Annotated in this window: 12 protein-coding genes; 10 read left to right on the forward strand and 2 right to left on the reverse strand. The window is 65.6% G+C overall.

What is annotated here, in order from left to right; translation table 11 throughout:
- The first annotated feature begins 207 nt into the window (after window positions 1–207).
- Complete coding sequence (gene nhaA, locus ACOKS3_RS17105; RefSeq protein ID WP_103447850.1) at window positions 208–1,566, forward strand: Na+/H+ antiporter NhaA; 1,359 nt, start codon at window positions 208–210, stop codon at window positions 1,564–1,566.
- A gap of 125 nt (window positions 1,567–1,691) precedes the next feature.
- Window positions 1,692–3,071, forward strand: a complete 1,380-nt coding sequence (locus tag ACOKS3_RS17110; protein WP_422764096.1) for an 8-oxoguanine deaminase — start codon at window positions 1,692–1,694, stop codon at window positions 3,069–3,071.
- A gap of 269 nt (window positions 3,072–3,340) precedes the next feature.
- On the opposite strand, the gene ACOKS3_RS17115 is transcribed toward ACOKS3_RS17110, so the two are convergent.
- Window positions 3,341–4,228, reverse strand: coding sequence for a LysR family transcriptional regulator (locus tag ACOKS3_RS17115; RefSeq protein WP_103447852.1), 888 nt, complete (start codon window positions 4,226–4,228; stop codon window positions 3,341–3,343).
- Window positions 4,229–4,354: 126 nt separating this feature from the next.
- Here ACOKS3_RS17115 and ACOKS3_RS17120 point away from each other — a divergent pair, with 126 nt between their 5' ends.
- The 8 genes from ACOKS3_RS17120 (at window position 4,355) to dctM (ending at window position 12,967) form a co-directional block, all read left to right on the forward strand.
- Entirely contained in the window at window positions 4,355–5,194 is an 840-nt protein-coding gene (locus ACOKS3_RS17120) for an HTD2 family dehydratase (RefSeq protein WP_422764097.1), read from the forward strand.
- Window positions 5,195–5,215: 21 nt separating this feature from the next.
- On the forward strand, window positions 5,216–6,379 hold the full coding sequence (locus ACOKS3_RS17125) for an acyl-CoA dehydrogenase family protein (RefSeq protein WP_422764098.1): 1,164 nt from the start codon (window positions 5,216–5,218) through the stop codon (window positions 6,377–6,379).
- 10 nt (window positions 6,380–6,389) lie between these two features.
- On the forward strand, window positions 6,390–7,739 hold the full coding sequence (locus ACOKS3_RS17130) for an MmgE/PrpD family protein (protein WP_422764099.1): 1,350 nt from the start codon (window positions 6,390–6,392) through the stop codon (window positions 7,737–7,739).
- A gap of 18 nt (window positions 7,740–7,757) precedes the next feature.
- Window positions 7,758–8,957, forward strand: coding sequence for a CaiB/BaiF CoA transferase family protein (locus ACOKS3_RS17135; RefSeq protein WP_422764100.1), 1,200 nt, complete (start codon window positions 7,758–7,760; stop codon window positions 8,955–8,957).
- Entirely contained in the window at window positions 8,954–9,772 is an 819-nt protein-coding gene (locus tag ACOKS3_RS17140) for an HpcH/HpaI aldolase/citrate lyase family protein (RefSeq protein WP_103447857.1), read from the forward strand. The genes ACOKS3_RS17135 and ACOKS3_RS17140 overlap by 4 nt, the downstream gene beginning before the upstream one ends.
- A 210-nt stretch (window positions 9,773–9,982) precedes the next feature.
- Window positions 9,983–10,981, forward strand: a complete 999-nt coding sequence (locus ACOKS3_RS17145) for a TRAP transporter substrate-binding protein (RefSeq protein ID WP_103447858.1) — start codon at window positions 9,983–9,985, stop codon at window positions 10,979–10,981.
- Window positions 10,982–11,051: 70 nt separating this feature from the next.
- Entirely contained in the window at window positions 11,052–11,684 is a 633-nt protein-coding gene (locus tag ACOKS3_RS17150; protein ID WP_103447859.1) for a TRAP transporter small permease, read from the forward strand.
- Entirely contained in the window at window positions 11,684–12,967 is a 1,284-nt protein-coding gene (dctM, locus tag ACOKS3_RS17155) for a C4-dicarboxylate TRAP transporter large permease protein DctM (protein WP_103447860.1), read from the forward strand. The genes ACOKS3_RS17150 and dctM overlap by 1 nt, the downstream gene beginning before the upstream one ends.
- 153 nt (window positions 12,968–13,120) lie before the next feature.
- On the opposite strand, the gene ACOKS3_RS17160 is transcribed toward dctM, so the two are convergent.
- A complete protein-coding gene (locus tag ACOKS3_RS17160; protein ID WP_103447861.1) occupies window positions 13,121–14,002 on the reverse strand; it encodes a LysR substrate-binding domain-containing protein in 882 nt (293 codons plus the stop codon).
- Window positions 14,003–14,016: the final 14 nt, after the last annotated feature.

Genomic DNA, 14,016 nt, shown 5'->3' on the forward strand with positions numbered 1-14,016 from the left:
AGCCAGAACGATGATGCCGGGCGAGTGCCATGCACGACCAGCAAGGTGGGCCGATAGTGGCACAGCGATATTGCCGATTTCAACGCCGCCGACTTGGCCTAAGCGCCACCACCCGGTAGACTTCCCCCCGGGTGCTAGCTGCAAAGTGCAGTGAAGCAGGTTAATCGAACAACGCCGGTCGGGCCGCCAGCGGGAGTTCTTGCGCCTATGCAAAAAACCAAATTGACGCGTGCCCAGCTGCTGGCCCAACGCGCCTTCGCCAATTTCGAGCGATTCCTGCACATCGAAGCGGTCAGCGGCATCGTCCTGCTGATCACCGCCGTCGCTGCCCTGATCTGGGCCAACTCCCCGGCCGCTGCCAGCTACGACGCCCTTTGGCACACGCCGATCAGCTTCGGCATCGGTTCGCTGAGCTTCTCCCAGTCCCTGCACTTCTGGATCAACGATGGCCTGATGACCATCTTCTTCCTGGTGGTGGGCATGGAGATTCGTCGCGAAATCCACGAAGGTGCCCTATCCAGCCTGCGCCAGGCCACGCTGCCCATGGCCGCTGCGGTGGGCGGCGTCGCCGTCCCCGCATTGATCTACCTGGCCTTCGGCCATGCGCCGGCCGAGCAGCAAGGCTGGGCCGTGCCGACCGCTACAGACATTGCCTTCGCGGTCGGCGTGCTGGCTCTGCTGGGCAAGTCGATCCCGTCCAACATCCGCGTGTTCCTGCTGGCACTGGCGATCATCGATGACATCATCGCCGTGCTGATCATCGCCATCTTCTATTCCGGTGGCCTCGACTACAGCGGCTTCGGCGTGGCTGCCATCGGCCTGCTGCTGGTGGTCGGGCTGCAGAAGATAGGCGTCGGTTCGGCCTGGGCCTATGTCATCCCCGGCGCCATCACCTGGCTCGGCATGCTGATGACCGGTGCCCACCCAACCCTGGCCGGCGTGATCCTCGGCCTGATGACCCCGGTTGCCGCCATGCCGATGGGCGAGCGCCCGCTGGATGCGGTCTCGCGCTTCACCAACGACCTGCTCGGCCGCGCCAAGGCCCCCGAGCAGGACTCCGGCGACCTGAGCACCCCGCTCAAGCGCCTGCGTCTGGCCCAGCGTGAACTGGTACCACCGGTGACCCGTGTGGGCGGCGCCCTGCACCCTTGGGTGGCGTACGCGATCATGCCGCTGTTCGCCCTGGCCAACGCCGGTGTGGGCCTGTCCGGCATCGACCTGTCCGCCGAGGCGCCGCACTGGGTGATGATGGCGGTGGCCGTGGCGCTGGTGGCCGGCAAGCCGCTGGGCATCATCGGCGTCAGCTGGCTGATGGTGCGCCTGGGCTGGTGCAGCCTGCCGGCCCAGGTCAACTGGCGCGGCATCACCCTGATCGGCCTGCTGGCCGGCATCGGCTTCACCATGTCGATCTTCATTGCCAACCTGGCCTACAGCGACCCGGCCTCGCTGGGCGCAGCCAAGCTCGGCGTGCTGTCCGGCTCGGTGATCGCGGCCGTGCTGGGCCTCGCCTGGGGTGTCATGGGCCTGCGCAAAGGCACCAGCAAGGCGCCCGTGCAGGCGGGTTGAAGCCAACCGGGGCCTGCGGGCCCCGGCATTTTTCTGTATACAAAAATTTCAAACTTTGCTTACATGCATGCCTGTGCGCCTACGACACCGACCAACGTCGCTGCGTATTGCGCCAGGCATGAGCCATGCAAGCTTCCCTGCAACACTCCCCCAAGACCCTCCTGGTCAAGAACGCCGCACTGTTGGTCACCATGGACGGCGAACGCCGCGAGATCAGAGGCGGCGGCCTGTACATCGAAGACAATGTGATCAAGCAGGTCGGCCCCAGCGATACGCTGCCGCAGCACGCCGACGTGGTCCTGGACATGGCCGGAAAGGTGGTCATCCCGGGCCTGGTCAACACCCATCACCACATGTACCAGAGCCTCACCCGCGTAGTCCCGGCGGCCCAGGACGGTGAGCTGTTCAACTGGCTGACCAACCTGTACCCGATCTGGGCACGGCTGACCCCGGAAATGATCTCGGTCTCGACCCAGACGGCCATGGCCGAGCTGATCCTGTCGGGCTGCACCACTTCCAGCGACCACCTGTACATCTACCCCAACGGCTGCAAGCTCGACGACAGCATCCATGCTGCCGGCGAGATTGGCATGCGCTTCCATGCCGCTCGCGGCAGCATGAGCGTGGGCCGCAGCCAGGGTGGCCTGCCGCCCGATTCGGTCGTGGAGAAGGAAAGCGACATCCTCAAGGAGTCGCAGCGCCTGATCGAGGACTACCACGACGCCAGCCATGGTTCGATGCTGCGCGTGGTGGTGGCGCCCTGCTCGCCGTTCTCGGTCAGCCGCGACCTGATGCGCGAAGCCGCTGTGCTGGCGCGCAACTACGGGGTGTCGCTGCATACCCACTTGGCCGAGAACGTCAACGACATCGCCTACAGCCGCGAGAAGTTCGGCATGACCCCGGCCGAGTACGCCGAAGACCTCGGCTGGGTCGGCCACGACGTGTGGCACGCCCACTGCGTGCAGCTCGACCAGCACGGCATCGAGCTGTTCGCCCGCACCGGCACCGGCGTCGCCCACTGCCCCTGCTCGAACATGCGCCTGGCCTCGGGTATCGCGCCGATCCGCAAGATGCGCGACCACGGCGTACCGGTGGGCCTGGGTGTCGACGGCTCGGCCTCCAACGACGGCGCCAGCATGATCGGCGAGGTGCGCCAAGCCTTGCTGCTGCAGCGCGTGGGCTTTGGCCCGGACGCGATGACCGCCCGCGAAGCTCTGGAAATCGCCACCCTGGGCGGCGCCAAGGTGCTCAACCGCAGCGACATTGGTGCCCTGGCGCCAGGCATGATCGCCGACTTCGTCGCCTTTGACCTGGGCCACGTGGCCTATGCCGGAGCCTTGCATGACCCACTGGCGGCCCTGGTGTTCTGCACCCCGACCCACGTCGATACCAGCGTGATCAATGGCCGCGTGGTGGTGCAGGATGGCCGCATCATCACCATCGACCTGCCCCGCGTACTGGAACGCCATAACCAGCTGGCCTATCAGCTCGTCAGCGGCGACTGATTCCACCAGTAAGTACTCTGCTTTTGCTCTGCTTTTCAGCAAACGCCGCCCGCTCCCATCATCCGGCCTTGCTCCGGGGAGGACCGCGCTGCAGGCCCCATCCTGGGGCCCAGCGCTTGACGGGCATCCATGCCCGTCACCTCCCTCCGCAAGACCTGCGTTCGGCCTCCTGAAGTCGCACTCTGCGTCGCCTTGAACTATCGCGCGCTTATAAGCCAAAGCAAAAGCAGAGCAAGAGCAAGAGCAAGAAGCGGCTAGCACCGCTGACATCAAGCTTCTGGCATCAACGTCGCAATCAACGCCCGCACCGTCCCCGGTAACGCATCCAGTTCCCGCACCAGGATGCTCCGCTCACGCACCGCCCACGGCTCATCCAGGCTGATGGTCACCAGTTCCATGGTCTGGCTGTGCCGCAGCGCTGCCGACTCGGGGATGATGCCGATGCCCACCCCCGCCTCCACCAGCCGGCAGATGGCTTCGAAACTCGACAGCTGGATACGCAGCGACAGGTTCAGGCCCATGCGCTCGACATGGTCCCGCAGGAAGCTCAGCAAGGTGCTGCCGTCGTGCAGGCCGATATGCTGGAAGTCCAAGGTCTGTTTCAAGGTCACCGTCTTGCGCCCTGCCAGCTCATGGCCGGCCGGCACGATCAGCACCAGGCGGTCGGTGCTGAAGTGCATCACCTGCAAGCCGCTGGCCTCCACCGGCCCTGCGATGATGCCCATGTCGCTGCTGCCATCGAGCACGCCGCGCACGATGTCCCGCGACAGGCGCTCCTGCAGGTCGACGGTCACCCCGGGGCGCTTGGCCATGAAGCCGGCCAGCACTTCAGGCAGGAACTCGGTGACGGCAGTGGTGTTGGCGAAGATGCGAATATGCCCGGCCAGGTCGGTGCCGAACTGGGTGAACTCGGCTTTCAGGTAGTCGACCTGGCGCATGATCAGCCGGGCATGCATGAGCAGTTTATGCCCCGCTGGGGTCAACTCGACGCCACGGCTATCGCGGTACAGCAGGCGCGTGTCGAGCTGGGCTTCCAGCGCCTTGATCCGCGCACTGGCGGCGGCCGGCGAAAGGAACGCCCGGCGCGCACCCTGGGTCAGGCTCGGCGATTCGCCGATATGGATGAAAAGCCGCAGGTCTGCCAGGTCGAAATGCATGGGGAGGTCCGGTCGTGGCGATGGCGTTCAGCATACATGAACGCTGCCTTACACAAATGCAAATTCACAGAATGCCGGGCACCTCGCATGATCGGCCCATAACAACAAATGCAGAGGCCCATGGTTATGACTGCTTCCCACCCGCCCATCGACTACAGCGCCTGGATCGGCCGCACGGAAGAGGCCGTCGATGAGCTCAGCCGCAACCTGATCAAGCGCATCGCCGCCACCTTCGGCGAAACCGCTCCTGCCGCCGACCAACCCCTGCCACCGCTGTGGATGTGGTGCTTCTTCCAGGAGCCGGTGGCCGAGTCGCAACTGGGCACGGACGGCCACCCGGCACGTGGCGGCTTCCTGCCCCCGGCCGACAACCGTAACCGCATGTGGGCCGGGGGCCGGGTCGAGTTCATCGCCCCGCTCAAGGTCGGCGCCGAAGCCCATCGCCTGTCGACCATCCAGCACATCGAGGAAAAGCACGGCCGCACCGGCGCCCTGCTGTTCGTCACCGTGCGTCACGACTACTCGCAACACGGCCAGCTGTGCGTGCGCGAAGAGCAGGACATCGTCTACCGCGAGCCCAACCCGCCCAAGCTCGACAGCGCCCCGGCCGACGCGCCGGCCGACTGGAGCGAGGCGGTCACGCCGACGTCGACGCTGCTGTTCCGCTACTCCGCCGTGACCTTCAACGGCCATCGCATCCACTACGACTTCCCCTACGTCAGCGAAACCGAGGGCTACGCCGGCCTGGTCGTGCACGGACCGATGATTGCCACCTTGAACCTGCGCGCATTCATCCGCGCCAACCCCGACAAGCACGTGCGCCATTTCGCCTACCGCGGCGTACGCCCGCTGACCGTGCCGACTCCGTTCGAAGTGGCCGGGCGCATCAGCGCACCAGGCCAGGCCCAGCTGTGGGCCGGCAATGCCGCTGGCGTGGCGCAGAGCGCCGACGTGCTTTTCGACTGATACCAGACAGGGAATACCCCAATGCATTCTTACGACAGCGATGACCTCAACGCCATCCGCGAAGGCGTGCGCGCCTTGTGCGCCGAGTTCGACGCCAGCTACTGGCGCAAGATCGATGAAGAAAAGGGCTTCCCGGAAGCCTTCGTCAAGGCCATGACCGATGCTGGCTGGCTGTCGGCGATGATCCCCGAAGAATACGGCGGCTCGGGCCTGGGCCTGGCCGAGGCCTCGGTTATCCTCGAAGAGGTGAACGCCTGCGGTGGCAACTCCGGCACCGTGCACGGGCAGATGTACAACATGTTCACCCTGCTGCGCCACGGCAGCGAGGAACAGAAGCGCCATTACCTGCCCAAGCTGGCCAGCGGCGAACTGCGCCTGCAGTCGATGGGCGTGACTGAGCCCACCACCGGCACCGACACCACCAAGATCAAGACCACCGCCGTGCGCCAGGGCGACAAGTATGTGATCAATGGCCAGAAGGTGTGGATCTCGCGCATCCAGCACTCGGACCTGATGATCCTGCTGGCACGCACTACCCCCTTGCCGGAGGTGAAGAAGAAATCCGAAGGCATGTCGATCTTCCTGGTCGACCTGCGTGAAGCCATCGGCAGCGGCCTGAGCGTGCAGCCCATCGCCAACATGGTCAACCACGAGACCAACGAGCTGTTCTTCGACAACCTCGAGTTGCCGGCCAGCAGCCTGATCGGCGAGGAAGGCAAGGGCTTTCGCTACATCCTCGACGGCCTCAATGCCGAGCGCACGCTGATCGCCGCCGAGTGCATCGGTGATGGCCGCTGGTTCGTCGAAAAGGCCAGCGCCTACGCCCGTGACCGCGTGGTGTTCGGCCGCCCGATCGGGCAGAACCAGGGCGTGCAGTTCCCCATCGCCGAAGCCCATATCGAGATCGAGGCCGCCGACCTGATGCGCTGGCGCGCCTGCGCCGAGTACGACAGCGGGCAGAACGCCGGGGCCAGCGCCAACATGGCCAAGTACCTGGCGGCCAAGGCCTCGTGGGAGGCGGCCAATGCCTGCCTGCAGACCCACGGCGGCTTCGGCTTCGCCTGCGAATACGACGTCGAGCGCAAGTTCCGCGAAACCCGCCTGTACCAGGTGGCGCCGATCTCCACCAACCTGATCCTGTCCTACGTGGCCGAGCACCTGCTCGAACTGCCACGCAGCTTCTGAGGGCCTGAGCATGCAAGCTACCCAAGCCCTGGCAGGCTTCCTCGCCGACCTGCAATACGCACAGATTCCTGGCCATGTGCTCGACCGCACCGAAGACCTGTTCCTCGACTGGCTCGGCTCGACCCTGGCCAGCCAGGGCGCGCACCCGATCCCGCTGTTCGAACGCTATGCCGAACGCATGGGCCCCGCCCAAGGCAACGCCCGCGTGCTGACCAGCGGGCGCAGCTCATCGCCCTACTTCGCCGCGCTGGTCAACGGCGCCGCTTCGCACCTGGTCGAGCAGGACGACCTGCACAACAGCTCGGTGCTGCACCCGGCCACGGTGGTGTTCTCCGCCGTGCTGGCAGCGGCCCAGGACCTCGGCAAGTCCGGCCAGGACCTGCTGCTGGCCAGCGTCGCCGGCTATGAGGCAGGCATCCGTATCGGTGAGTTCCTCGGCCGTTCGCATTACCGCATCTTCCACACCACCGCTACCGTCGGCACCCTGGCCGCTGCCGTGGGAGTGGGCAAGCTGCTGGCCTTCGACAAGGACCAGTTCATCAACCTGCTCGGCAGCGCCGGCACCCAGGCCGCCGGGCTTTGGGAGTTCCTGCGCGATGCTGCCGACTCCAAGCAGCTGCACACCGCCAAGGCCGCCGCCGATGGCCTGCTCGCCGCCTACCTGACCGCCGATGGCCTGAGCGGCGCGCGCAACATCCTCGAAGGGGACCAGGGCCTGGCCGCCGGCATGTCCAGCGACGCCGACCCAGCACGCCTGAGCGACCGCCTGGGCAGCCGCTGGGCGCTGGCGGAAACCTCGTTCAAGTTCCACGCCTCGTGCCGCCATACCCATCCCGCCGCCGATGCGCTGTTGCAGCTGATGCAACGCGAAGGCCTGAAGCATGAGCAGATCGCCAAGGTGGTTACCCGCGTGCACCAGGGCGCCATCGATGTGCTCGGGCGGGTCACCACGCCAACCACCGTGCACCAGGCCAAGTTCTCCATGGGCACCGTGCTCGGCCTGATCGCCGTGCATGGCAGTGCGCAGCTCATTGAATTCCGCGACCTGGCGCTGACCGACCCACGGGTTGCCAGCTTCCGTGAAAAGGTGGAAATGCAGCTGGACCCCGAAGTGGATGCCGCTTACCCCGCCCGCTGGCTGGGCCGGGTCGAAGTCTCCTGCCACGATGGCCGTCACTTCAGCGCCGCCATCGACGAACCCAAGGGCGACCCCGGCAACACCCTTTCGCGCCCGGAGCTGGAAGCCAAGTTCCAGCGCCTGCTGGCCTATTCCGGTGCCCGCAGCCCGGCCCAGGGCCAGGCCCTGATCGAGCAGGTCTGGCAACTGCGCGATACGCAATCGCTGGCCGCACTGCACTGATGACGAACAGGTGACCCCATGACCCAAACTGCACCCCGCCCGCTGGACGGCATCACCGTCGTCAGCCTGGAACATGCCATCGCCGCGCCCTTCTGCACCCGCCAGCTGGCCGACCTGGGCGCCCGCGTGATCAAGGTCGAACGGCCCGGCAGCGGCGACTTCGCCCGTGGCTACGACCAGCGCGTCGACGGCCTGGCCTCGCACTTCGTGTGGACCAACCGCTCCAAGGAAAGCCTCACCCTCGACCTCAAGCAGCAGGCCGCCGACGGCATCCTCGACGCCCTGCTGGCCAAGGCCGACGTGCTCGTGCAAAACCTTGCACCCGGCGCCGCCGCACGCATGGGCCTGTCGTTCGACGCCTTGCACCAGCGCTTTCCGCGCCTGATCGTCTGCGACATTTCCGGCTACGGCGCAGGCGGCCCGTATGAAAAGAAGAAGGCCTACGACCTGCTGATCCAGAGCGAGGGCGGCTTCCTCTCGGTGACCGGCGGCCCTGGCGACGAGGAAATGGCCAAGGCCGGCTGTTCGATCGCCGACATCGCCGCTGGCATGTATGCCTATACCGGCGTGCTGTCGGCGCTGCTGCTGCGCGACAAGACCGGCCTGGGCAGCCGCATCGACGTGTCGATGCTGGAAAGCCTGGTGGAGTGGATGGGCTACCCGATGTACTACGCCTACGACGGCGCGCCGCCCCCACCGCGCGCGGGCGCCTCGCACTCGACCATCTACCCGTACGGGCCGTTCCCCACCGGCGGTGGCGGCACGATCATGCTCGGCCTGCAGAACGAACGGGAATGGGCACTGTTCTGCGAAAAGGTACTGCTCGACCCGGCGTTGGCCAGCGACGACCGCTTCAGCGCCAACTTCAAGCGCTCGGAAAACCGCGAGGTGCTGCGCCAGATCATCGTCGAGCGTTTCGCCGCCCTGTCGCTCGACGAGGTGGTGGCGCGCCTGGATGACGCCCAGATCGCCAACGCCCGGGTCAACGACATGCACGGCGTGTGGCAGCACCCGCAGCTGCAGGCCCGCGACAGCTGGCGTGAAGTCGATAGCCCGGCCGGCAAGTTGCCGTCGCTGCTGCCTCCGGGGCGCAATGCCGCCTTCACCCCACGCATGGACGCCGTACCGGCGCTGGGGCAGCACACTGCGGGCATCCTCGCTGAACTGGGCTTGAGCGCCGAACAGCGCGCCAGCCTGGCCGCAGGAGGCGTTGTATGAGCGTGGTGCGCTCCGCCCTGTTCGTGCCTGGCAGCCGGCCTGAACGTTTCGCCAAGGCTCTGGCGGCAGGTGCCGATGTGGTGATCGTCGACTTCGAGGATGCCGTCGAGGAGGCGCTGAAGCAGCAGGCCCGCGACAACCTGGCCGCGTTTCTGCAGGCCACGCCGCAGGCCTCGGTATGGGTGCGGGTCAACGCGCCACAGCATCCGCAACACGCCACCGACCTGGCCTTCTGCGCACAGCAGCCGGGGGTCGCCGGGCTGCTGTTACCCAAGGTGGAGAACGCCACTCAGGTCGCGGTGGCCTTCCACGGCGGCAAGCCCGTGTGGCCAATCATCGAGAGTGCCAAGGGCTTGCTGGCACTGGCACAGATTGCTGCGGCAGAAGGTGTCGAGCGCTTGTCGTTCGGCAGCCTCGACCTGGCGCTGGACCTGGGCTTGAACACCGAGAGCGAGGCGGCCCGGCAGTTTCTCGACCAGGCGCGCATGGCGGTGCAGCTACATTCACGGGGGGCCGACCTGCTGCCGCCGCTGGATGGGGTGTTCCCGGCCATCGCCGATGCCGAGGGGCTGCAGCGGGCCGTGCGGCATGCCTATGACATGGGGTATGGCGGGGCGTTGTGCATTCATCCGCAGCAGGTGGCGGTGATCCATGCAGCGCTGGCGCCGAGTGCCGAAGCGCTGGCATGGGCGCGGCGAGTGCTGGCGGCGAGTGAAGCAGCCAACGGTGCCGGGGCCTTCCAGCTGGAGGGGCAGATGGTCGATGCCCCGGTGCTGTTGCGGGCGCAGCGGTTGGTGGCTGGGAGTCTCGGCTGAACATACCGGCCTCTTCGCGGGACAAGCCCGCTCCTACAGGAATGAGGTGACCCCTTGTAGGAGCCGGCTTGTCCCGTGAAGAGGCCGTACAGGAGGACCGCGTTCACCTCAGCCGAACGCCGCCTTATACAAATGCTAATTCTCCACACGCAGCCCGTTGGTCCATCTTTACTCCACTCCTCCTACAACAATAAATCAGAGGTGACACCGATGTTGAAGCTGACCCAGGCGCTGCTATGCGCCGCCGCAGTGTCCATGGCCGGCCTGACCCAGGCCGCCGATCCAATCGTCATCAAGTTCGCCCACGTGGTGGCCGACAGCACGCCCAAGGGCCAGGGCGCGCTGATGTTCCAGAAGCTGGTCGCCGCCGACCCGCAACTCAAGGACAAGGTCAAGGTCGAGGTCTACCCCAACTCCTCGCTGTTCGGCGACGGTAAGGAAATGGAAGCCCTGCTGCTCGGCGACGTGCAGATGCTGGCACCCTCGCTGGCCAAGTTCGAGCACTACAACAAACAGGTGCAAATCTTCGACCTGCCGTTCCTGTTCAACGACCTGGCCGCCGTCGACCGCTTCCAGCAAGGCCCGCAAGGCAAGGCGCTGCTGACCTCGATGGAAGACAAGGGCATCCGTGGCCTGGCCTACTGGCACAACGGCCTCAAGCAACTGTCAGCGAACAAGAAGGTGATCCTGCCCAAGGACGCCCGCGGCCTGAAGTACCGCGTGCAGGCCTCCAGCGTGCTTGAAGAGCAGTTCAAAGCGATCCGCGCCAACCCACGCAAGATGAGCTTCGCCGAGGTCTACCAGGGCCTGCAGACCGGCACCGTCAACGGCACCGAGAACACCTGGTCGAACTATGAGAGCCAGAAGGTCAACGAGGTGCAACCCTTCTTCACCGAGACCAACCACGGCCTGATCGACTACATGGTGATCACCAACGCCAAGTTCTGGAACGGCCTCCCCGAAGACGTGCGCGGCGAATTGCAGAAGATCATGGACGAGGTCACCGTCGAGGTGAACAAGCAGGCCGAAGCCCTCAACCAGACCTCCAGGCAGAAGATCATCGACGCCAAGACCAGCGAGATCGACTCGCTGACCGCCGAGCAGCGCGAGCAATGGCGTGAAGCCATGCGTCCGGTGTGGGAGAAGTTCTCCGACCAGATCGGCGCCGACCTGATCAAGGCCGCCGACGACGCCAACAAGGCCTCCTGACCCTTCTTGCGCCCTGCCCCGGCCACCCGCTCCACGGGTGGCCTGCCCTCTCTCTGTCTGGAGAATTCCTATGCAATCGCTCAGGCGTGTCTGGGAGCACTTCGAGGAAGGCATGATCGCCTTTCTCCTGGCGGCCATGACCTTGGTGACCTTTCTCTACGTGGCGCTGAACAACCTCTACACGATGTTCTACACGCTCAGTGATCACTGGGCTTTCGCCAGTGACGCCCTGCTGAGCATCGGCGATCACTTGATGGCCTACGCCCAGGAAATGACCTGGAGCATCGCCCTGACCAAGGCGCTGTTCGGCTGGCTGATCTTTTTCGGTATCTCTTATGGCGTGCGCACCGCCGGCCACCTCGGCGTCGATGTGCTGGTGCGACGCACGCCCAAGCCGGTGCAACGGGTGCTGGCGATGATTGCCTGCGCCTGCTGCCTGGCCTATGCCGGGCTGTTCCTGGTAGCCAGCATCAAGTGGGTCAGCGCGGTGCTGGTGGCCGGCATCGGTGCAGAGGACCTCGACCGCTACGGCATCAAGGTCGGCCATATCGCGCTGATCGTACCGTTCGGTTTCGCCCTGGTGATCATCCGCTACCTGGAAATCCTCTACCGCCTGTTCACCCACCGCCAGTACGGCCTGGGCCTGGCCGACGAGGCCGCCGAAGCCAGCAAGCTGGCCAACCCCGGTGAGGAGCACCACTGATGACGGTTATCTGCCTGTTCCTGCTGCTGTTCGTGTTCATGTTCCTCGGCGTGCCCATCGCCATCTCCCTGGGCCTGTCGGGGGCGCTGTCGATCCTGCTGTTCAGCCAGGACTCGCTCAGCTCGCTGGCGATCAAGTTGTTCGAGACCTCCGACAGCTACACCTTCCTGGCCATCCCCTTCTTCCTGCTGTCGGGCGCGTTCATGACCACCGGTGGCGTGGCCCAGCGCCTGATCGACTTCGCCAACGCCTGTGTCGGCCATATCCGTGGTGGCCTGGCGATAGCCGCGGTGCTGGCGTGCATGCTGTTCGCCGCACTGTCGGGTTCGTCGCCGGCCACCGTGGCCGCCGTCGGTTCGATTGCCGTGGCCGGCATGGTGCGCTCTGGCTACCCACGCGAATTCGGCGCAGGGATCATCTGCAACGCCGGCACCCTGGGCATCCTGATCCCGCCGTCGATCGTCATGGTGGTGTACTCGGCGGCCACCGAGACCTCGGTCGGCAAGCTGTTCATGGCCGGCGTGGTGCCGGGCATCCTGCTCGGTGTAGCGCTGATGGTGACGATCTACATCGTCGCCCGCATCAAGAAACTGCCGGCACAGCCACGGGCCAGCTTCACTGAATGGCTGAGCACCGCCCGGCGCGCGTTCTGGGGTCTGTTGCTGCTGGTGATCATCCTCGGCGGCATCTACAGCGGCATGTTCACCCCCACCGAAGCGGCGGCAGTGGCGGCGGTTTACTCGGCGTTCATCGCGCTGTTCGTGTACAAGGACATGCGCCTGCGTGACTGCCCGAAAGTGCTGCTGGAGTCGGGCCGGCTGACCATCATGCTGCTGTTCATCATCGCCAACGCCATGCTCTTCGCCCATGTGCTGACCACCGAGCAGATCCCCCAGCAGATCACCCAGTGGGTGATGTCCGAGGGCCTGACCCCGATCGGTTTCCTGATCATGGTCAACATCGTGCTGCTGGTGGCCGGCAGCTTCATGGAGCCGTCGGCGATCATCCTGATCCTGGCGCCGATCTTCTTCCCGATTGCCATGAAGCTGGGCATCGACCCGATTCACCTGGGCATCGTGATGGTGGTGAACATGGAGATCGGCCTGGTGCACCCGCCAGTGGGGCTGAACCTGTTCGTCACCTCGGCGGTGACCGGGCTGACGCTGGGGCAGACGATTCGCGCCGCGCTGCCGTGGCTGTCGATCCTGCTGCTGTTCCTGGTGCTGGTGACCTATGTGCCATTCATCTCGCTGGCGCTGCCGGAGTGGTTGGGTATGCCTTGACGCCAGGGCTGATGAGATACGTGTAGGAGCGGGCTTGTCCCGCGAACACCGGCGAAGCCGTTGCCATGAACCGCATAGTCTGGCACCGGCCTCGCCGGTGTTCGCGGGGCAAGGCCGCTCCTGCAAGGAATTGTGCAAGCCTTGAAAGTAGAGTCAGATCCCTCCGCCAGCCAACAGCTGACTCATCACCCCGGCCAGATCCTTGACCATCACATCCGCCGTCGGCTTGTGCACGATGACGATCTCGTAGCTGTCCACCTCCGGCAACCCCTGCGTCTGCCCCAGCACCCGGTGCTCAGCGGTCGCCGCCCGCGGTGGCAGCAGGCTGATGCCCATGCCGTCGGCCACTGCCGCCTGGATGCCGCTGAGGCTGGAACTGGTGAAGCTGATGCGCCAGCGCCGGCCCATGCCTTCGATGACACTGATCATGTCTTCGCGGTACAGCCCCCGTGGCGGGAAGGTCACCAGCGGAATCGGGTCGAGCTCGAACGCCGGCATGCGTGCACTGTCGATCCACTGCAGGCGCTCGGGCCAGCAGGCCACGCCTTCGCGGCTGTTGCGCCGCTGCTTGAGCAGCACCAGGTCGAGCTCGCCATTGTCGTAGGCCTGGCTGAGGTCGCGGCACAGGCCACTGGTGACTTCCAGCTTGACCTGCGGGTGCAGGCGGCTGAACGCCGACAGCGCATTGGTGGTGCGCCCGCCGACGAAATCCTCGGGCACGCCCAGGCGCACTGTGACCCCGACCATGGCCCCGGCCAGGGCTTCGAGCATCTGGTCGTTCAGCGCCAGCATGTGCCGGGCATAACCGAGCAAGGTCTGGCCGGCGTCGGTCGGCAACACGTCGCGGTTGCCGCGCACCAGCAGGCGATGGCCGACCATGTCTTCGAGGCGGCGCACCTTCTGGCTGATGGTCGACTGGGTCGAGTGCAGGCGCGCGGCGGCCGTGGTGAAGCTGCCGCAATCGGCCACCACGACGATGGCGCGCAACAGGTCGAGGTCGAACAGGGCTCTATTCGATTTAACGCTGATGGACATCTTGGTATTCAACT

This window comes from Pseudomonas sp. HS6-2 (assembly GCF_049325675.2).
Lineage (GTDB): Bacteria > Pseudomonadota > Gammaproteobacteria > Pseudomonadales > Pseudomonadaceae > Aquipseudomonas > Aquipseudomonas putida_N.